The 19,280-nt window shown below is 67.5% G+C and carries 19 protein-coding genes; 13 read left to right on the top strand and 6 right to left on the bottom strand.

Translation table 11 applies throughout. The features are described from left to right. The 3 genes from A5625_RS12365 to A5625_RS12355 all read left to right on the top strand — a co-directional run. On the top strand, positions 1-923 hold a 923-nt coding region (locus A5625_RS12365; RefSeq protein WP_066993657.1), incomplete at its 5' end, for an ArsA family ATPase. Next, positions 920-1,315, top strand: coding sequence for a hypothetical protein (locus A5625_RS12360; RefSeq protein ID WP_066993645.1), 396 nt, complete (start codon positions 920-922; stop codon positions 1,313-1,315). The genes A5625_RS12365 and A5625_RS12360, both read left to right, overlap by 4 nt. 84 nt (positions 1,316-1,399) lie before the next feature. Further along, positions 1,400-2,128 (top strand): 1-acyl-sn-glycerol-3-phosphate acyltransferase, encoded by a 729-nt coding sequence (locus tag A5625_RS12355; protein ID WP_066993642.1) that lies wholly within the window; start codon positions 1,400-1,402, stop codon positions 2,126-2,128. Here A5625_RS12355 and A5625_RS12350 read toward each other — a convergent pair. Next, complete coding sequence (locus A5625_RS12350; RefSeq protein ID WP_066993639.1) at positions 2,125-3,405, bottom strand: glycosyltransferase 87 family protein; 1,281 nt, start codon at positions 3,403-3,405, stop codon at positions 2,125-2,127. The genes A5625_RS12355 and A5625_RS12350 overlap by 4 nt on opposite strands. 108 nt (positions 3,406-3,513) lie before the next feature. On the opposite strand from A5625_RS12350, the gene A5625_RS12345 reads away from it, so the two are divergent. The 3 genes from A5625_RS12345 to A5625_RS12335 all read left to right on the top strand — a co-directional run bounded on the left by A5625_RS12345 (position 3,514) and on the right by A5625_RS12335 (position 6,376). Then, on the top strand, positions 3,514-4,383 hold the full coding sequence (locus A5625_RS12345) for a hypothetical protein (protein ID WP_369830005.1): 870 nt from the start codon (positions 3,514-3,516) through the stop codon (positions 4,381-4,383). Positions 4,384-4,406: 23 nt separating this feature from the next. Continuing rightward, positions 4,407-4,889 carry a polyadenylate-specific 3'-exoribonuclease AS gene (locus A5625_RS12340; RefSeq protein ID WP_066993634.1) on the top strand — a complete coding sequence of 161 codons (483 nt, stop codon included), beginning with the start codon at positions 4,407-4,409 and terminating at the stop codon, positions 4,887-4,889. A gap of 98 nt (positions 4,890-4,987) precedes the next feature. After that, the gene (locus A5625_RS12335) at positions 4,988-6,376 is read left to right on the top strand and encodes a class II 3-deoxy-7-phosphoheptulonate synthase (RefSeq protein ID WP_066993631.1); all 1,389 of its coding nucleotides are present in this window, start codon (positions 4,988-4,990) and stop codon (positions 6,374-6,376) included. Between the two features lie 17 nt (positions 6,377-6,393). On the opposite strand, the gene A5625_RS12330 is transcribed toward A5625_RS12335, so the two are convergent. Then, positions 6,394-7,719 carry a protein kinase gene (locus tag A5625_RS12330; protein ID WP_369830004.1) on the bottom strand — a complete coding sequence of 442 codons (1,326 nt, stop codon included), beginning with the start codon at positions 7,717-7,719 and terminating at the stop codon, positions 6,394-6,396. A gap of 80 nt (positions 7,720-7,799) precedes the next feature. Between A5625_RS12330 and A5625_RS12325 the strand changes: the two genes are divergently transcribed. Continuing rightward, on the top strand, positions 7,800-8,204 hold the full coding sequence (locus A5625_RS12325; RefSeq protein ID WP_066993625.1) for an Rv2175c family DNA-binding protein: 405 nt from the start codon (positions 7,800-7,802) through the stop codon (positions 8,202-8,204). A 10-nt stretch (positions 8,205-8,214) separates the two neighbouring features. Here the strand turns inward: A5625_RS12325 and A5625_RS12320 are convergent, their stop codons facing one another. Beyond that, positions 8,215-9,756 (bottom strand): alpha-(1->6)-mannopyranosyltransferase A, encoded by a 1,542-nt coding sequence (locus A5625_RS12320; RefSeq protein ID WP_066993622.1) that lies wholly within the window; start codon positions 9,754-9,756, stop codon positions 8,215-8,217. Positions 9,757-9,760: 4 nt separating this feature from the next. Next, positions 9,761-10,810 carry a bifunctional (2E,6E)-farnesyl/geranyl diphosphate synthase gene (gene idsA2 / locus A5625_RS12315; RefSeq protein WP_066993654.1) on the bottom strand — a complete coding sequence of 350 codons (1,050 nt, stop codon included), beginning with the start codon at positions 10,808-10,810 and terminating at the stop codon, positions 9,761-9,763. A 260-nt stretch (positions 10,811-11,070) separates the two neighbouring features. Between idsA2 and A5625_RS12310 the strand changes: the two genes are divergently transcribed. Next, complete coding sequence (locus tag A5625_RS12310; protein ID WP_066993619.1) at positions 11,071-11,967, top strand: mycobacterial-type methylenetetrahydrofolate reductase; 897 nt, start codon at positions 11,071-11,073, stop codon at positions 11,965-11,967. On the opposite strand, the gene A5625_RS12305 is transcribed toward A5625_RS12310, so the two are convergent. Beyond that, positions 11,964-12,614: a DUF3153 domain-containing protein gene (locus A5625_RS12305; protein WP_066993651.1), complete on the bottom strand. Its 651-nt coding sequence runs from the start codon at positions 12,612-12,614 to the stop codon at positions 11,964-11,966. The two genes, A5625_RS12310 and A5625_RS12305, sit on opposite strands and share 4 nt — an antisense overlap. Before the next feature lie 158 nt (positions 12,615-12,772). Further along, on the bottom strand, positions 12,773-13,381 hold the full coding sequence (locus A5625_RS12300; protein ID WP_066993616.1) for an N-acetyltransferase: 609 nt from the start codon (positions 13,379-13,381) through the stop codon (positions 12,773-12,775). Between the two features lie 341 nt (positions 13,382-13,722). Here A5625_RS12300 and A5625_RS12295 point away from each other — a divergent pair, with 341 nt between their 5' ends. From A5625_RS12295 to A5625_RS12275, 5 genes are all read left to right on the top strand, one after another. Further along, complete coding sequence (locus A5625_RS12295) at positions 13,723-14,124, top strand: DUF3040 domain-containing protein (RefSeq protein ID WP_066993612.1); 402 nt, start codon at positions 13,723-13,725, stop codon at positions 14,122-14,124. Between the two features lie 404 nt (positions 14,125-14,528). After that, on the top strand, positions 14,529-14,960 hold the full coding sequence (gene mraZ, locus A5625_RS12290; RefSeq protein WP_066993609.1) for a division/cell wall cluster transcriptional repressor MraZ: 432 nt from the start codon (positions 14,529-14,531) through the stop codon (positions 14,958-14,960). Continuing rightward, entirely contained in the window at positions 14,935-16,200 is a 1,266-nt protein-coding gene (gene rsmH, locus A5625_RS12285) for a 16S rRNA (cytosine(1402)-N(4))-methyltransferase RsmH (RefSeq protein ID WP_156748162.1), read from the top strand. Before mraZ ends, rsmH begins: the two co-directional genes overlap by 26 nt. Next, the gene (locus tag A5625_RS12280) at positions 16,197-17,489 is read left to right on the top strand and encodes a hypothetical protein (RefSeq protein WP_066993604.1); all 1,293 of its coding nucleotides are present in this window, start codon (positions 16,197-16,199) and stop codon (positions 17,487-17,489) included. Before rsmH ends, A5625_RS12280 begins: the two co-directional genes overlap by 4 nt. Beyond that, positions 17,486-19,280 (top strand): penicillin-binding protein 2 (locus A5625_RS12275; RefSeq protein WP_066993648.1); only part of this gene is annotated, 1,795 nt, incomplete at its 3' end. The genes A5625_RS12280 and A5625_RS12275, both read left to right, overlap by 4 nt.

The following is a 19,280-nucleotide window of genomic DNA, read 5'->3' as shown; positions in this document are numbered from 1 at the left end:
TGAGTACCATTGCGCCTGAAGAACTTTCGGCTTTGCCGGGTGTTCAGGAAGTGCTCGGTCTGTACGCCGTCGGTGAGATGGCGCGCTCCGGGAAATGGGACCGGGTGGTGGTCGATTGCGCGTCGACCGCCGATGCCCTGCGGATGTTGACGTTGCCCGGCACGTTCGGACTGTATGTCGAGCGGGCCTGGCCGCGGCATCGGCGGCTGTCGGTCACCGCCGACGACGCCCGGTCGGCGGCGGCGGTCGAACTGCTCGAGCGGATCAGCTCGAGCGTGGAGTCGCTCAGCTCGCTGCTCACCGACGGCGATCTGGTCGGTGCGCACCTGGTGCTGACTCCCGAGCGGGTGGTCGCCGCCGAGGCGGCCCGAACGCTGGGGTCGCTGGCGCTGATGGGGGTGCGCGTCGAAGAGCTGATCGTGAACCAGGTTCTGCTGCAAGACGACTCGTACGAGTACCGAAACCTGCCCGAACACCCGGCCTTCTATTGGTACACCGAACGCATCGCCGAGCAGCAAGGTGTGCTCGACGAACTCGACGACACCATCGGTGAGGTGGCGCTGGTGCTGACGCCGCATCTGTCCGGTGAGCCGATCGGTCCCAAGGCGCTCGCCGGGCTGCTCGACGCTGCCCGGCGCCGCGGCGGCGCGTCGCCGCCGGGACCGTTGCGGCCCAGCGTGGACCTGGAATCCGGGACGGGACTAGGGTCCATCTACCGAATGCGGCTAGCGTTGCCGCAGCTCGATCCGTCTGGCCTGACATTGGGCCGCGTCGACGACGATCTGATCATCAGCGCTGGGGGGTTACGGCGCCGGGTTAGGTTGGCGTCGGTACTTCGGCGGTGCACGGTACTGGACGCACATCTGCGGGGTAGCGAGCTGACGGTGCGTTTTCGACCAGATCCGGAGGTGTGGCCTAAGTGAGTGGGTCTCATCCCGAGATCGGTCCGGAACTGCGCCGGCTCGCCCAAACCATCCTGGACGGAATCGATCCCGCGGTGCGCGCGGCGGCGGCGCTGACCGCCGGCGCCGGGGTCGGCACCGGAAAGTGTCAGCAGGTGTGGTGCCCGGTGTGCGCGCTGGCGGCGTTGGCCACCGGAGACCAGCACCCGTTGCTCACCGCGATCGCCGACCACAGCATCGCCTTGCTCGAGGTGATCCGCGACATCGTCAACGACATCGACCGGTCCGCCAAGCCGACACCGGAACCGCCGCCAGACGGTCCGTCCGGCGGCGGACCCGGCGCGCCGACCCACGCCGAAGATGCCCCGTCGCGCACCCGTTATCAGTCCATCCGGGTCACGCTCGAGGAGTGAACGGGCTGCGTCGCAGGTGGTCGGTTCCGGTGGGGATGGGTACAGTTGGCGCAGAACATCAGCGGTGCAGCGAGAGGGAGGGCCATGTACTACTGGCTATTCAAGTACGTGCTCCTCGGCCCGCTGTTGTCATTGCTGGGCCGGCCGAAAGTTGAAGGCTTAGAACACCTTCCGAGTTCCGGGCCGGCGATTCTGGCCAGCAACCACCTGGCCGTGATGGACAGCTTCTATCTTCCGCTGGTGGTGCGCCGCCGAATCACGTTCCTGGCCAAGTCGGAATATTTCACCGGCACCGGTCTGAAGGGCTGGTTCCAGCGGTGGTTCTTCACCGCCGTCGGTCAGGTGCCGATCGACCGTACCGACGCCGACAGCGCCCAGGCCGCGCTGACCACCGCGAAGCAGGTACTGAACCAGGGCAAGTTGCTGGGCATGTATCCCGAGGGCACCCGGTCGCCGGACGGGCGGCTGTACAAGGGCAAGACGGGACTGGCTCGGCTGGCGCTGGAGACCGGTGTTCCGGTGATCCCGGTCGCGATGATCGGCACCAACGTCGTCAACCCGCCCGGGACGAACATGTTGCGCTTCGGCCGGGTCACCGTCCGCTTCGGCAAGCCGATGGACTTCTCCCGGTTCGACGGACTGGCCGGCAATCGTTTCATCGAACGGGCTGTCACCGACGAAGTCATCTACGAGCTGATGGGACTGTCCGGCCAGGAGTACGTCGATATCTACGCGGCGAGCCTGAAACAGGGCGGTACCGGTGAAGCGGCCAACGGCGAGGCCGTGCGGATTCCCGAGACCGCAGCCGGCTAACCGACGGCGGTCACCGGCGTCAACTGTTGGGGCGCCGTGTCCCGCGCAACCCCTCGGGCGCTGACGGTGATGCCGACCGTGACGATGACCGCCAGCGCCCACCACACGTAGGACATGCCGGCAAGCTGACGCCACCAGACCGCGCTCGCCTCGTGATGCTTGGGAAGCAGGTCGATCGGCGACCACCGCATCAGCGCCACCCCGATGACACTGACCACGATCAGCGCCGCGTTGCGGCGCCGCCAGCCCAAGATCCCCGTCACCAGGACAACCGGCAGCACCCACACCCAGTGATGCGACCAGGACACCGGCGACACCACCAACCCGAACAACGCGACGCACACCAGCGCCAGGGTGGGTTCGTCGGCGCGCAGCACCCGTCGCATCGCCCACACCGTCACCGCCAGCACCAGCAGCGATGCCGCCAGCCAGAGCAGCGAGCGTTCCTGCTGTCCCAGTCCCAGCCGGGCCAGCGCTCCTGCGATGTTCTGGTCGGTGTTCAACGACGCGGAACCAATCCGGTCGGTGTGACGCACGGTGTGCGTCCAGTACTCCAACGAGTCGTTCCAGGCCAGGGCAAAACCGAGCAGCGTCGCCGCCACAAAGGACGCCAGCGCGGTCAACGCCGCACGGTGGTCGCGTCGCAGCAGGAAATAGAGCAGGAACACGGCCGGGGTGAGCTTCAGCGCCATGCCCAAGCCCAGCAACAGTCCGCGCGGCCACGGCGTGCGCCGCGGTGCGCAGTCGGCGATCACCAGCGTCATCAGCACGACATTGATCTGACCGAAGGCGAAGTTCGAGCTGATCGGTTCCAGCCAGATCGTCGCTGCCGCCGCGGCGACGATGGCCAGCCACCAGCGGCGCAGCCAGGCCGGGCCGGGCAGCGTCGCCGAGGTGTTCCAGACCTCGAGACGGGTCAGCACAACCACGGTCGACACCACCAGCAGCGCCAACGTCAAGGCGGTGATCGCGACGCTGGCGGCCGGCATGTGCAACCAGGCGAACGGGCAGAACACGATGGCGGCCAGTGGCGGGTAGGTGAACGGCAGATCCACGATCGGCGTGTGGAACAGCACATCACCGCGGTACAGCGGTTTGCCGTCCATCCAGGCCCGAGCGCCCATCTGGTAGACGTCGATGTCGATGCGGTACGGCGTGTGCGCGAACAACTGCCACGCGGCATAACTCAGCCCCGCGGCGGCCACCAGCCAAGCCAGCCCCCACCACAGCGCCCACCCGGGTCGATTGCCCACGCCGGGCGCCTGCCGTGTACTCATGTCGCACAACAGCGTAATGGGTGCCCGGGCCCCGACCCGCCTGGTGCAGCGCGGGTCCCACGGCTTGGGCGCGGACAGGCGTAGGTTTCAAGAGTGCTTGATTCGTTCGTGGCCGAGGTGACCCGATGGTTTGCCCACGACGTCTACGACCGTGGCCACCTGCCGTTGCTGTGCTGTTTGGTCGCCTTCATCCTGACGTTTTTCGTGACGCGAACGTTCGTGCGTTTCATCCGTCACCGCGCCGACACCGGACGGCCCAGTCGGTGGTGGCACCCGCGCAACGTGCACGTCGGGGGAGTGCACATCCACCACGTCACCTTCGGGGTGGTGCTGACGCTGCTCTCCGGCCTGACCCTGGTCACCTTGTCCATCGACGGTCATGAACCCGAATTCACCATTGCGGCAACCTTTTTCGGCATCGGGGCCGCCCTCGTCCTGGACGAGTACGCGTTGATCCTGCACCTGTCCGACGTCTACTGGTCCCAAGACGGCCGCACCTCGGTGGATGCGGTCTTCGCCGCGGTGGCGGTGGCCGGGCTGTTGATCATGGGTCTGCACCCGCTGATGTTCTTCCTGCCGATCTGGCACAGTGCCGACTCCGCGGTGCTGCGGGCCGTGGTGGCAAGTGGCATGGCGTTGACGTTGCCGTTGGCCGTCGTGGTGGTGCTCAAGGGCAAGGTGTGGACCGGCCTCCTGGGCATGTTCCTGGTCATCCTGCTGGTTATCGGCGCGATTCGGTTGTCGCGGCCGCACGCCCCCTGGGCCCGTTGGCGATACTCGACACAACCGGACAAGATGCGCCGCGCGCTGCAACGCGAGCGGACGTTGCGGCGCCCGGTGGTGCGGGTGAAGTTGTATTTGCAGTGCGCGATCGCCGGTACGCCATGGTTGCCCGACGAAGGCACGGTCGACGAGACCCTCGACAACGAGGTTCATCCCGCGCCGCCGCCCACCGGCCCCATCCTGATCAGCCGCTGAGCTTCTTCCCTAAGCTTTCTTCGGTGCGGTACTTCTACGACACCGAATTCATCGAGGACGGCCGCACCATCGAATTGATCTCAATCGGCGTCGCCGCGGAGGACGGCCGCGAGTACTACGCGGTATCCACCGAATTCGACCCCGAGCGGGCCGGACCCTGGGTGCGCGCCAATGTGCTGCCCAAGTTGCCGCCGCCGGCATCGCAGCTGTGGCGCTCCCGCCGCCAGATCAGGGCGGACCTCGAGGAGTTCTTCGGTGTCGACGGCAGCGAGCCGATCGAGCTGTGGGCGTGGGTGGCGGCCTACGACCACGTGGCCCTGTGCCAGTTGTGGGGAACCATGCCGGAATTGCCGCGGTCCATCCCGCGGTTCACCCGCGAGCTGCGACAACTGTGGGAAGACCGGGGCAGCCCACGGATGCCGCCGCGGTCGGCGGATGCGCACGACGCGCTGGTCGACGCCCGCGATCAGCTCCGCCGATTTCGGCTGATCACGGCCGCGGACTGAGCCGGCGGAGACCAAAACGGCCGCAAGCGCCCGCTGAGCCGCATTCCCGCAGATCAAACCCGGACCAGAGACCCCCGTGCCGTGGTTACCATGGACCGATGAACTGGACCGTCGACATACCGATCGATCAGCTGCCGCCGCTGCCGCCGCTGCCGACCGATCTGCGCGCGCGGTTGGACGCCGCATTGGCCAAACCGGCCGCCCAGCAGCCCAGCTGGCCCGCCGACCAGGCGACGGCGATGCGCAAGGTGCTGGAGAGTGTGCCGCCGGTGACGGTGCCGTCCGAGATCGTCCGGTTGCAGGAGCAGCTGGCGCAGGTGGCACGGGGCGAGGCGTTTCTGCTGCAGGGCGGCGACTGTGCTGAGACATTCACCGAGAACACCGAACCGCACATCCGCGGCAACGTGCGCACCCTGTTGCAGATGGCGGTGGTGCTCACGTACGGCTCGAGCTTGCCGGTGGTCAAGGTGGCCCGCATCGCGGGTCAGTACGCCAAGCCGCGGTCGTCCGACATCGACGCGCTGGGCCTGAAGTCCTACCGCGGCGACATGGTCAACGGCTTCGCCCCGGACGCCGCCGCGCGCGAGCACGATCCGTCCCGGTTGGTGCGCGCCTACGCCAACGCCAGCGCGGCAATGAACCTGGTTCGGGCGCTGACGTCTTCGGGGTTGGCCTCCCTGCATCTGGTCCACGACTGGAACCGGGAATTCGTCCGGACCTCGCCGGCCGGTGCCCGCTACGAGGCGCTGGCCACCGAGATCGATCGCGGCCTGCGCTTCATGAGCGCCTGCGGAGTGGCCGACCGCAACCTGCAGACCGCCGAAATCTACGCTAGCCATGAGGCTTTGGTGCTCGACTACGAGCGGTCGATGCTGCGCCTCTCCGAAATCGACGGCGGCGAACCGCAGCTGTACGACCTTTCGGCGCACACCGTGTGGATCGGCGAGCGGACCCGCCAGCTAGACGGCGCGCACGTCGCCTTCGCCGAGGTGATCGCCAACCCGATCGGTGTCAAGATCGGCCCGACGATCACCCCGGAACTGGCCGTCGAGTACGTCGAGCGGCTCGACCCGCACAACAAGCCGGGCCGGCTGACCCTGGTGAGCCGGATGGGTAACAGCAAGGTGCGCGATCTGCTTCCCGCGATCGTGGAGAAGGTCCAGGCCACCGGTCACCAGGTGATCTGGCAGTGCGACCCGATGCACGGCAACACCTACTCGTCGTCCAACGGCTACAAGACCCGCCACTTCGACCGCATCGTCGACGAGGTGCAGGGCTTCTTCGAGGTGCACCGCGCGCTGGGCACCCATCCCGGCGGCATCCATGTCGAGATCACCGGCGAGAACGTCACCGAGTGTCTGGGTGGGGCTCAAGACATTTCGGACACCGACCTGGTGGGCCGTTACGAAACCGCTTGCGACCCAAGGCTGAACACCCAGCAGTCATTGGAGTTGGCCTTTCTCGTCGCCGAGATGTTGCGCGACTGACCGCATCTGGGTGCCAGCTATAACAGTCCGTTGAGGTTGCTTCCGACGGTCCATGCCGCGGTAGCGACCAATCCGGTGATCGCCAGCACCAGCGCCACCCAGACCAGCACCATGCGCCGGTTATGCTGGCGCGCCCACACGAACTCGCTTATCGGGATGCCCGCGAATTCACCTGTGACAGGCTGGTATTCGTAGTCGTCCTCGACTTCGTCGTCGGTCTGCGCCGGACGTTGCGGCTCCGGCCAATCCTGGGGGCCGCGGGTCAGTTGACGAGTGGGTTGACGCACCGGCGCCGGGCCGGGCGGCGGGGGCTGCCGCTCGGCGGGCGGGCGCTGGCTCATCCGGCTGTGCTGCAGGGCCGCCGAGCGGTGTTGTGCGGAATTGCGCGGCGCCGGCACCGTGAAGTCCGGCAGCGCAAGCTCATCGGCGATCGCGTCGAGGTCGGCGCGCATCTCGATTGCGTCGGCGTACCGGTCGGCCGGGTCGCGCGCGGTCGCGCGCTTGACGAATTCGTCGAACTGCGCGGGCACGCCGTCGATGACTGCGCTGGGTGGCGGTACGTCGGTGTCCAGCCGCTGGTAGGCGAGCGACAACGCCGAGTCACCGGTGAACGGGGTGCACCCGGTCAGCAGCTCGTAGGTCATGATCCCGGCGGCGTAGACGTCGCTGCGGGGAGTGGCCTCGCCGTCGCGCACCTGCTCGGGCGACAGGTAGGCCGCGGTGCCCAAAATCACGCTGGCAGAGGTGATTCCGGCGGCCGCGACGGCCCGCACCAGTCCGAAGTCGGCGATTTTCACCTCGCCGTCGTCGGAGATCAGCACGTTCTCGGGCTTGACGTCGCGGTGCACCAGGCCGGCCCGATGGGCGGCGGCCAGTCCGCCCAGCACCGGACGAAGCACCGCCGCCACCGCATACGGCGGCATGGGTCCGCGTTCGCCCAGCAGCTCGCGCAGCGTGCCGCCCTCGATGAGCTCCATCACCAGAAACGGGTGCCGGGCATCCGAGCCCTGGTCATAGACCGCGACCAGCCCGGGGTCCTTCAGCCGGGCCACGGTGCGGGCCTCGCGCTGGAAGCGGGTCAGGAATTGCTCGTCGCCCGCGTAACGGGAATCCATCACCTTCACCGCGACGGGACGGTCGAGCCGGGTGTCCACGCCGCGATACACCGTTGACGTGCCGCCGCTGGCGATCCTGAACTGCACCAGGTAGCGGCCGTCCAGCAACGTGTCGTGCAACGGGTCCGCCGACCCGGTTTCGGGTCGGCGACGAGGCGGCCCGGCCCGGCCCGGGGCGGAGCCACCGCCCGCTCGCGCGGCAGGGCCGGGCGATTCAGCTTGGGCCACGGGGCCATCGTAGGTGCGTCGCTGTGATTGGTCGGCAGAACACCGGCTCGACGCGCGCATCTGGGCCTACACTTGCCCGGGTGAGCAGTATTCCTGCCGGCGACGATGTGCTAGAACCCGACGAGCCGATTTATGACTTGAAGCGGGTCGCCGAATTGATGGGGGTGCCGGTCACCAAGGTGCACCAGCAACTCCGGGAGGGGCACCTGGTCGCGGTGCGGCGCGACGAGGGTCTGGTGGTACCGCAGGTGTTCTTCACCAAGTCCGGTGAGGTGGTCAAAAGCCTGCCGGGATTATTGACGATCTTGCACGACGGCGGCTTTCACGACACCGAGATCGTGCGCTGGTTGTTCACCCGGGACCCCTCGTTGACGGTCACCCGAGACGGCAGCCGCGATGCCCTCAACAACGCCCGCCCGGTCGACGCCCTGCATGCCCATCAGGCCCGGGAAGTCGTACGCCGGGCCCAAGCGATGGCCTACTGAGCCCGTTGGCTCAGCCGGCGGCGACGTCGGTGTGTTCGGGTTGCCGCTCGGGGGCCCGATAGAGGCTGTAGCCCGCGATCAGTGCGCACACGGTGGCCAGCGAAAAGTGCAGCCACGAGTACATGCCGTGCGAGCCATCGGGTTTGAAGATCACCATCACCCAGGTCGACGCGCCGCCGATGAGCGCGACGGCAAGTCGGGACTGCGCGAGCGGGGCCACGATCGCCAGCGGCCACGAGTAATACCAGGGCAGCGCGGCAGGCACGAACAGCACCACGATCAGCATCGACCACGCGATGCCGGTCATCGCGCCCCGGTCGTCACGGCGGAACCGCCACCACAACAACGGCAGTGCAACCGCGATGATGGCGATGCCGACCAGCCGGGTGACGCGCAGCAGCGGGTAGAAGCTCACCGGGAAGAATCCGCTGCCGATCGCGTGGATCAGGTTGGCGGCCGCGGTCGGCACGGTCAGCCAGTTGATGATCTTCACCGATCCGGCCAGCGCGGTCAGCCAGCCCAGCCCGACGCCGGCCACCGCGGACAAGATCGCGAACACCACGGCGAAGATCAGCAGCGATGACGCCACCGCAGCGAGAAACGCCGGCACCGGCCGATATCCCCGCCGATCGCGCAGCTGTCGCATCCACACCCACACCAGAAAAGGCAGTGCGATACCGGCCGTGGCCTTGACCGCGATGGCCACCGTGAGCAGCGTGATGCCCGCGACGGGACGTGCGGCGAACGTCAACGCGATACCCGCCGCCATCAGGCCCACCATCAGCATCTCGTTGTGCACCCCGCCCATTAGATGGATGAGCACCAGCGGATTGAGCACACAGATCCACAGCGCCGTCGAACCGTCAGCGCCCAAGTGGCGCGCCACCCGGGGAGTCGCCCAGATCAACAGCACCAAGCCGGGCAGCATGCACAACCGCAGCAACGCGGTGCCCGCCACCACGTTGTTGCCCACCAGGATGGTGATGATCTTGGCCACCAGGATGAACGCCGGGCCGTAGGGTGCGGTCGTGATCGACCAGATCGGACTGACGTTGTCCAGCAGGCTATTCGGGTTGGCGACCGGCCCGACCGCGTAGGGATCCAGGCCGTCGCGTAGCAGCGCGCCCTGCGCCAGATACGAATAGGTGTCCCGGCTGAAGACGGGAACCGACACCAGCAACGGCGCCAGCCAGAAGCCGGTGGTGGCCTTCATGACGAACTCGGTCGCCTCGCCGGCCAGCACCCGGCGGCCCAGAGCCAGCCAGGCGATCAGCATCAGGCCGACGCCGGTCCACAACAGGATCGACGACAGCACCAGGCCGTGGCCGAAACGCAACCAGGACATGTGCATTGATTCGAGCAGGGGGTCGTGCTGACGGGTGCTGCCCGCGCCCAGACCACCCAGCGTGATCAACACCGAGCCCAGCATGCCCAGCTTCGCCGGACCCGAGTCGCCGGACGCGACGAATGCCTTCAACTGTGAGAACCATTCACCGCGAGAGGGTTTGGCTTCCGGTGAGTCGGCTGCCGGGATATCCGTTGGCGTCGTCATCGGTTCAGGCGGACCGGTTCGTGGCCAGCTTGGCCAATTCGGACAGTCCCGCTTTGGCTGCGGTGTTGATGGGTGCGGCCGCCAGGGTGGCCAGCGCCCGCTGGGTCAGCGCGGCGATCCGCTGCTCGGCCGCGGCCAGGGCACCCACCGACTCGATGACGTCGCGCAGTTGATCCACTTGCGCATCGGTCAGCCGCGCCCCGATCGAGCTCCGTAACAGCTTGGCCGCCACCGGATCTGACTTCTCCGCCAATTCCACCGCCTCGGCCAGCAGCACGGTGCGCTTGCCCGATCGCAGGTCATCGCCGGACGGCTTACCGGTCACCGCGGGGTCGCCGAAAACGCCCAGCACGTCGTCACGCAACTGAAACGCCACTCCCAGATCCGTCCCGAACTGGCTGAAGACGTCGTGCACGTCGGGCCGGTCGGCCGCGGCCGCCGCCCCCAGCTGCAACGGTCGCGACACCGTGTAGCAAGCGGTTTTGAAGGTGTCGACGTTCATCGCGGAGGCGATCGAGGCGGCCGCGCTGGCCTCGGCGACGATGTCGAGGTACTGCCCACCCAGCACCTCGGTCCGAATGTTGGCCCACACCCGCCGCACCCGCCGCGCGGCCTGCGGCGTCAGCTCGACCCCGGAGACGATGTCGTCGGCCCAGGCCAGCGCGAGATCGCCGAGCAGGATGGCTGCCGATACCCCGAACTGCTCCGCCGAACCCTGCCAGTGCCGCTCGCGATGCAGTGTCGCGAACTGAACGTGAGTGGTCGGCCTGCCCCGCCGGGTGGAGGAGTCGTCGATCACGTCGTCGTGCACCAGCGCACAGGCGTGCAGCAGCTCGAGTGCGGAAAACAGCAGCAGCACTTGCTCATCCGGGGTCTCGGTGCTCACCGCGCGCCAACCCCAATAGGCGAACGCGGGCCGCAGGCGCTTGCCCCCGTTGAGCACAAACTCTTCCAGCGCGGCGATCAGACCGCTGTAGTCGTCACCGATATAGGCGGTCTCGGTGCGCCGGTCCTGCATGTACCGGCGCAATTGGTCGGTGATGGCGCCGGTCAACTCCACGGTTGCCGCTGCTGCCACTGCCTTTAGGCTCAGCGCGGCGCCCCTTTCTGCTCGGCTGGCTGGGTGTCCAGGCCCGACCAGTGTATTCGCCGCACCACCGCCGTTGCTGTCCAGATCACGCGCGCGGCTGGGCCCAGTTGCTTCGACTGCCTCACTAACTCGCCCCTATGCTGGCGGGTGCGCTGGGGCTCGCGCGAATAGTGCGCGGCCCCAAGACGCCCCAGGCCATTAGTCGTCGGATGGAGAGAACCCGCGTGACCCTCAACACCATTGCGCTCGAGCTGGTGCCGCCCAACGCCGACGAAGGCCGTGAGCGGGCACTCGAAGAGGCGCAGAAAGTGGTGCGGAATTCGGCCGAGGCCGGGCTGGACGGCCGGATCCGGCACGTGATGATCCCGGGCATCATCGCCGAGGACGACGACCGTCCCATCCAGATGAAGCCCAAGTTGGATGTGCTCGACTTCTGGTCGGTGGTCAAGCCGGAACTGCCCGGAATCAAGGGGTTGTGCACGCAGGTCACCGCCTTCATGGACGAAGCTTCGCTGAGCGCGCGGCTGACCGAGCTGACCTCGGCCGGCATGGAGGGCGTCGTCTTCGTCGGCGTGCCGCGCACCATGAACGACGGCGAGGGTTCCGGCGTCGCCCCAACCGACGCCCTGTCGATCTACCGGGAACTGGTCACCAACCGCGGTGTCATCCTGATCCCCACCCGCGACGGCGAACACGGCCGGTTCAACTTCAAGTGCGACCGGGGCGCCACCTACGGCATGACCCAGCTGTTGTATTCCGACGCGATCGTCGGTTTCCTGAGCGAGTTCGCCAAGGAGACCGATCACCGCCCGGAGATCCTGCTGTCGTTCGGCTTCGTGCCGAAGATGGAAAGCCGGGTGGGGCTGATCAACTGGCTCATCCAGGACCCGGGCAACGCGGCGGTGGCCGAGGAGCAGGAATTCGTCAAGAACCTGGCCGCCAGCGAACCGCCGCAGAAGCGTCAGCAGATGCTCGACCTGTACAAGCGGATCATTGACGGGGTCGCCGAGCTCGGCTTCCCGCTGAGCATCCATCTCGAGGCGACCTACGGGATTTCGGTGCCGGCGTTTCAGACGTTCGCGGAGATGCTCGCCTACTGGTCACCGGCCCAGCAGGGCTAGTCGGGCGGCGGTTGGTCGCGCGGCGCGGTCAACCGCGGCGACTGGTCCCGGCTGACCCAGGCCAGCAGCCCGACCACGCCGGCGGCCGCGAACGACGCGATGCACAGCCACACCACCGCTCCGGTGAACGACCGGGTGTTGGGGTCGGTGTAGCGGGCCTGGGCGGTCATGGTGCTCACCACGCCGGGTTTGAGCTTCCACGACACCACGTCGGGTTCGACGCGGTCTCCGTTGGTGGAGGTCACCACGCCGGGGAAGGCCACCGTGAGCTCGACGTCGGCCTCGGGATCGGTCAGCGAGGTCAGATCCGCCCGGCCTTCCAGAATCACCAGGTTGCCGTTGCGGCGCAGCGACAGGTTGACGCCGGAGGCATCGGAGTTCATGTTGGCCAGCTGCGGCAACTCCGCGAACGTCAGATCGGAGAACACCGCCTGCGAGCCGACGTAGCCGTCGCTGTCGTAGTTCGACACCGCCACTTTCTGGCTGAACGGCAGGTTATTGCTGTCCAATTGGGGGCCGGTGTCTTTGGAGGTCTTGGGTTTGGCGGCGGCGACGATCTCGCCGGACACCAGGTCGTCAGGGGAGATGGTCAGCGAGGCTCTGACCCGCAGGCATCCGGAGGCCAGCGGCACCAGCAGCAGCAACATCGCGATGACCACCAGACGGCGCCGCCGAACTCGAGATGCCCGGGATCCTCGGCTGCGGGACGGGGGAGAGCTGGCTCGCACCACGTCATCGTGCCAGATCCGAGGTGCCACTTCGTGGAGTCTTCCGGTATGTGCCGAGTTCGGCGCGGCTTCCGGTGTTACAGCGGCAGTTCGCGGCCCAGGATGGCAAATGCCCGCGGGTCGCCGGCGAAGTGGTAGCCGCGGATGATGTCGGTGAAACCCAGCCGCCGGTACAGGCGCCAGGCGCGGTTGAGCTCACCGTTGATTTCTGGCGTGGAGAGCAGCACATTCTTCTCGGGGCGACCGGCCAGCAGCCGTCGAGCCAGCGCCTCGCCGAGACCGCGGCCCTGGGCGCTGGGATGAATGTGCAATTCGGTCAGCTCGAAGTAGCTGTTCATCAGCCGGGAGATCTCCTGGGGCGGCGAGCCACCGCGCTGCATACCCAGCACGACCTGCTGCTGCCACCACTGCCCGGGCGCACCGGGGTAGCCGTAGGCCACCCCCAGCAGCGGGGCGCTGGTCAGCTCCGCAGCCGAGGGCGGCTGTGCGCCTGCGGTTTCGGAAGCCTCTGCTTCGACGACACCGACCCCTTGCCAGCCACGCCGCCGGATGTGTTCCAGCCACATCGCGGCGCGTTGTTTCTCGGTGCCGCGCGGGTAGCGCATCGCGTCGACGTACACCGCCAAGGCGTCACCCAGGCGACGCTCCATATCGTCGGGAAGCAGATCGATGAGGAATATCGCCAACTCGCGGTGCCCTCCTCATCCAGTGATCAAAACTCATCCGGTGCCTCGGGCATTATCTGGTCCCCGAGGACCCAGGCCGTCATCGCCCATTATCGGACCCGCGCGCCACGGCCCGACGAGCGGTGGTGGCACCGGACCGACGAGCCGCCCGGGTTCGGGAAGCCGGTTGTAGCGCACGGCCGTTGCGGTCTGCCGGAGTCCGCGAGGGCGGCCGGGATAGAATCGGCACGGAACCAGTGGTATGGGGCAGATCGACCTCGTATCATTCAATTAGTTGCCCCCGCAACGGGCATCGCGTGCTATCGATAGTCACGTGCCAAACTGTCGGCAAGGAGGGACGAATGCCACTCTCCGATCATGAGCAGCGGATGCTCGATCAGATCGAGAGCGCTCTCTATGCCGAGGACCCCAAATTCGCGTCAAGCGTCCGTGGCGGCGGCTTACGAGCACCCACCGCCCGTCGACGCATCCAGGGTGTGGCTCTGTTCGTCATCGGTCTGGCAATGCTGGTCTCCGGGGTGGCGTTCAAGGCGACCATGATCGGAAACTTCCCGATTCTCAGCGTCTTCGGGTTCATTGTCATGTTTGGTGGAGTGATCTTCGCCATCACCGGGCCACGGTTGTCCGGCCGGCCGGATCATTCGGGGCCGGCAGCCAGTTCGCTGCGTCAGCGCCGCAACAAGGGCGGCGGCTCGTTCACCAGTCGCATGGAGGATCGGTTCCGCCGCCGCTTCGACGACTAACCGGATTCGCGCACTCGGGGTAGCCGCTGGCTGCCCCGATTTGCTTTTGCAGGGGTTCCGGTGCCGTGGCCCGTCCGGTTGAGACGTCCTCAACCGTCGATGCCGTTTTGCGGCTCAATCGAGTCCTGACCGTGCTGGGTCGCTCCAGTTGAGCCCCACCGAGCCCCACTAATATTCCCCACTACGCCCCACAATCTGTATTTTGCCTGGTCGTGATGCTGTAGCGGGCGACCAGAAACACGCCCGGGTAGGGCTTCGACACACCCCGCGTGCGGCGTTGACGGCGCCCTGACGACGGATAACCCCGAAAAACGCCACGGCGACACTCAAGTATGGGGCGAAGTGGGGGATTGTGGGGTATGGTGGCTGCAGTGTTTGGGTGACCTCGAACGGGAGGTGAGCTGGTGTTTCTCGGCACCTACACGCCCAAACTCGACGACAAGGGGCGGCTGACGTTGCCCGCGAAGTTCCGCGACGCATTGGCAGGGGGGTTGATGGTCACCAAGAGCCAGGACCACAGCCTCGCCGTCTATCCGCGAGCGGAATTCGAGCAACTGGCCCGCCGGGCCAGCAAGGCCTCGCGAAGCAACCCTGACGCCAGGGCCTTCCTTCGCAACCTGGCCGCCGGCACCGACGAGCAGCATCCGGACGCGCAGGGGCGCGTCACGTTGTCGGCCGACCACCGGCGTTACGCCGGCCTGTCCAAGGACTGTGTGGTGATCGGCGCGGTCGATTACCTCGAAATCTGGGATGCCCAAGCCTGGCAGGACTACCAGCAGACCCACGAAGAGAACTTCTCCGCGGCCAGCGATGAAGCACTCGGCGACATCATCTGAGGCGCATGCCCGTGCAGCGTGGCCTCTGCCCGAACCGACCCTGGCGTACTTCCCCAACGCCAGGTCCGCGACTTCGGACAGAGACCTCGTTGCAGGGGCTGCCCTTCTTTCCGAGCACCGGGTAAGCCCTTTTCGGGCGGCGCAGCCCCGAAGGGGCGCCAGGGCCAGTGTGTTTCGGGCTCGCGTGTCCGACCGGGGCCGGCAGATCCGTGGAGGCGTTGCGGTGGCTGACAATTCGAATTCCGACGACTACGGGCATGTCCCCGTCCTGCTGGAACGCTGCGTCGAACTGCTCACGCCCGCGCTGACCCGTCAGCAGCCGGACGGGTCGGGCGCGACGCTGGTCGATGCGACCCTGGGCGCGGGAGGGCATGCCGAACGGTTCTTGACCGACTTGCCGGGTCTGCGGCTGATCGGGCTGGACCGCGATCCGAGTGCCCTGGCTATCGCCCGGACCCGGCTGGCTCGCTTCGCCGACCGGGTCACGCTGGTGCACACCCGCTACGATGGCCTCGCCGCGGCGCTGGCCGAATCCGGTTACGCGGCAACCGAATCGGTGGACGGATTGTTGTTCGACCTGGGTGTGTCGTCCATGCAGCTGGATCGCGCCGAGCGGGGATTCGCCTACGCCCAGGACGCCCCGCTGGACATGCGGATGGATCCGGAATCGCCGTTGACCGCCGCCGACATCGTCAACACCTACGACGAGGCCGAGCTGGCGAACATCTTGCACCGCTTCGGCGAGGAACGGTTCGCACGACGCATCGCCGCGCACATCGTGCGCCGCCGAGCCCGTGAGCCGTTCACCTCGACCGCGGATCTGGTAGCCCTGCTCTACGAAGCGATTCCGGCTGCGGCCCGTCGCACCGGCGGGCATCCGGCCAAGCGCACCTTTCAGGCACTGCGAGTCGCCGTCAATGACGAATTGGAGTCGTTGCGCGGTGCGCTTCCGGCCGCTCTGGACGCGCTGACCGTGGGCGGCCGCATCGTGGTGATGGCCTACCAGTCGCTGGAAGACCGAATCGTCAAGCGGCTCTTCGCCCAGGCGGTCGCTTCCCGGACCCCGGTGGATCTGCCGGTCGAACTTCCCGGCCATGAGCCGCGATTCCGGTCCCTGACCCATGGGGCCGGACGCGCAGACGCCACCGAGGTGGAACGAAACCCGCGCAGCGCCGCAGTGCGGTTACGGGCGCTGCAACGAATGGAATCAGAGCAGGCTACCGGGAGAGGCGACGCATGAGAGCAGAGCGCGAGACGTCGAAACGGCGCGGTGGCAGCGACCGTCGGGGCGGACGCGACGGGTCTGCCCGGCGGAGCAGTCGTCCGGCGGCGGAATCCGGGAAGGCGCGGCGCGCCCGAAGCGGCCGGGCCTCGGCGCCGGCCCGCGAAGCACGTGCGCCCAAGTCGGGGCCGCAGACCAGCCCCATCGCCCGGCCGGTTGAGCGGCCGGCCCGCCCCAAGAGCACCAGTCAGGCCAAGGCGCGTGCCAAGGCGCGGAAAGCCAAAGCGCCCAAGGTCATTCGTCCTCGGTTGACCGAACGGCTGGCCGCTCGGCTGGCGTCGATCGACCTGCGGCCGCGGACCTTGGCCAGCAAGGTTCCGTTCGTCGTCTTGATCATCGGAGCGCTGGGCATCGGGCTCGGACTCACGCTGTGGTTGTCCACCGACTCCGCCGAGCGCTCCTACAAATTGAGCCACGCCCGGGAGCGGACCCGGTTGCTGCAGCAGCAGAAGGAAGCGCTGGAGCGCGATGTGCGCGAGGCGGAAGCCGCCCCGGCGCTGGCGGAGGCGGCTCGCAAGCAGGGCATGATCCCCAGCCGAGACACCGCGCACCTGGTCCAGGACCCGTCCGGGAACTGGGTGGTGGTCGGCACACCCAAGCCGGCCGATGGTGTGCCGCCACCTCCGCTGAACAGCAAGATTCCCGATGAGGCGCCGCAGCCGCCCAAGCCGGCGGCCGCTCCGCCGGAGGTCTCGATGCGGGTGGAGCCGGCTCCAGGCAGCCCCGCTCCGGCCAGGTCTGGGCCCGAAGCGCTGCTGCGCGCTCCCGACGGCGCGTCAACGCTGGGCGGTCAGCACCTGGCGCCCGCGCCACCGCCGGTGCCCGGCGCGCCTGCCACGCCCGGTGCGCCGGTGCCGGGTACGCTGCCCGGCATGCCAGGCGGACCGGCAACGGGTGCATTGCCCGCCATGCCCGCGGCCCCGGCTACCGGAGCGCTGCCCGGTGCGCCAACCGGCCCTGTCACCGGACTCGCGCCAGCCGTGCTACCGACCCCGGGGTTGCCCATGCCGGGCTTGCCCATGCCGGCCGGACCGGCGACCGCACCGGTGCCCGCCGAGGTGTCGATTCCGTTGGGCGGGCTGCCGATTCCGGCCCCCGGCCAAATGCCTGCGCCGTTGCCCGCCGAGATTCCGGTCCCCGTGCAGTTGGGCCGCCCGGCTGCACCCGCACAACCGGCGGTCCCCGCCGCGCCGGCTAACGGCCTGCCCGGGCCGGTGGCCGACGCGACGCCAGGTGCTCCGAGGTGAGCCGCGGAGAATCCCCGCAGTCACGCCGGTCGCAGTCGGCACGACCGACACGTGGTCCCCGTAAGGACTTGGCGGGCAAGGGCGTCCGGCAATCCAAGCGGCGCGTGAAGTCGCAGCAAGCCCAACCCGGCCGGGACGTTCGAGAGCCGAAGCGGTTCCGGAAAAGCAAACAGAAGGTCGGGACGGCACAGCGGCCCGAGGCGGCGGGGACCGGGCACTCGGCGCGCGAGCGTCGCACCCGGCAGATCGTGGAATTGACCAGCCGCGGCGGATCGTTCGTTTTCCGGCATCGAGCCGGCAACGTGGTCATCCTGGTGCTGATGCTGGTGGCCGCCGCCCAGCTGTTCGTCTTGCAGGTGACCAACGCCCCGTCGCTGCGCGCCCAGGCCGCCGGACAGCTCAAGGTCACCGATGTGGAAAAGGCGGTGCGCGGCAGCATCATCGACCGCCGCAAAGATCAGCTTGCCTTCACCATCGAGTCGCGGGCGCTGACCTTTCAACCGAAACGGATTCGCAAGCAATTAGAGGAGGCCAAAGCCAAGAACTCGGCCGCCCCTGATCCGCAGCAGCGGTTGCGCGATATCGCCAAGGAGGTCTCCGGCCGGCTGGGCAACAAGCCGGACTCGGCGACCCTTCTGAAGAAGCTGCAAACCGACGACAACTTCGTTTATCTGGCGCGTGCCGTCGATCCGGCTGTGGCGAGCGCGATTTCGGACAAGTACCCCGAGGTCGGTTCCGAACGTCAGGACCTGCGCCAGTACCCGGGTGGATCGCTGGCGGCCAACATCGTCGGCGGCATCGACTGGGACGGTCACGGGCTGCTGGGGCTGGAAGAGGCCATGGACTCGGTGCTGTCGGGCACCGACGGTGCGGTCACCTATGACCGCGGCTCCGACGGTGTGGTCATTCCCGGCAGTTACCGCAACCGGCATCGGGCGGTCAATGGCTCGATGGTTCAGCTGACTCTGGATGACGACATTCAGTTCTATGTGCAGCAGCAGGTTCAGCAGGCCAAGAATGTGTCTGGCGCGCACAATGTTTCGGCGGTCGTGCTGGACTCGAAGACCGGCGAAGTGCTGGCCATGGCCAACGACAACACCTTTGACCCCTCCCAGGATATCGGGCGTCAGGGCGACAAACAGCTGGGCAACCTGGCGGTGTCCTCGCCGTTCGAGCCCGGCTCGGTGAACAAGGTGATCACCGCGTCCTCGGTGATCGAGTACGGTCTGTCCAATCCCGATGAGGTGTTGCAGGTTCCCGGCACGATTCAGATGGGTGGGGTGTCCATCCACGACGCCTGGGATCACGGTGTGATGCCCTACACCACCACCGGTGTGTTTGGAAAGTCCTCCAACGTGGGCACTTTGATGCTTGCGCAGCGTGTCGGCCCGGAGCGGTTCTATGACATGGTCCGCAAATTCGGCCTGGGGCAACGCACCAACGTGGGCCTGCCCGGAGAGAGCGCCGGGCTGGTGCCGCCGATCGACCAGTGGTCGGGCAGCACGTTCTCGAACCTGCCAATCGGCCAAGGTCTTTCGATGACGCTGCTGCAGATGACCGGCATGTACCAGGCGATCGCCAACGACGGGCTGCGGATACCGCCGCGGATCATCAAGGCCACCATCGCGCCCGACGGCACGCGTACCGAAGAGCCGCGCCCGGAAGGGGTGCGGGTGGTGTCGCCGCAGACTGCGCAGACCGTGCGCAACATGCTGCGTGCCGTCGTGCAACACGACCCGATGGGTTATCAACAGGGCACCGGTCCGGCGGCCGCGGTGACCGGCTATCAGA

The organism is Mycobacterium sp. 1465703.0 (genome assembly GCF_001672975.1).
Taxonomy (GTDB): Bacteria; Actinomycetota; Actinomycetes; order Mycobacteriales; family Mycobacteriaceae; genus Mycobacterium.
This window is presented reverse-complemented; position numbering and strand designations above follow the sequence as displayed.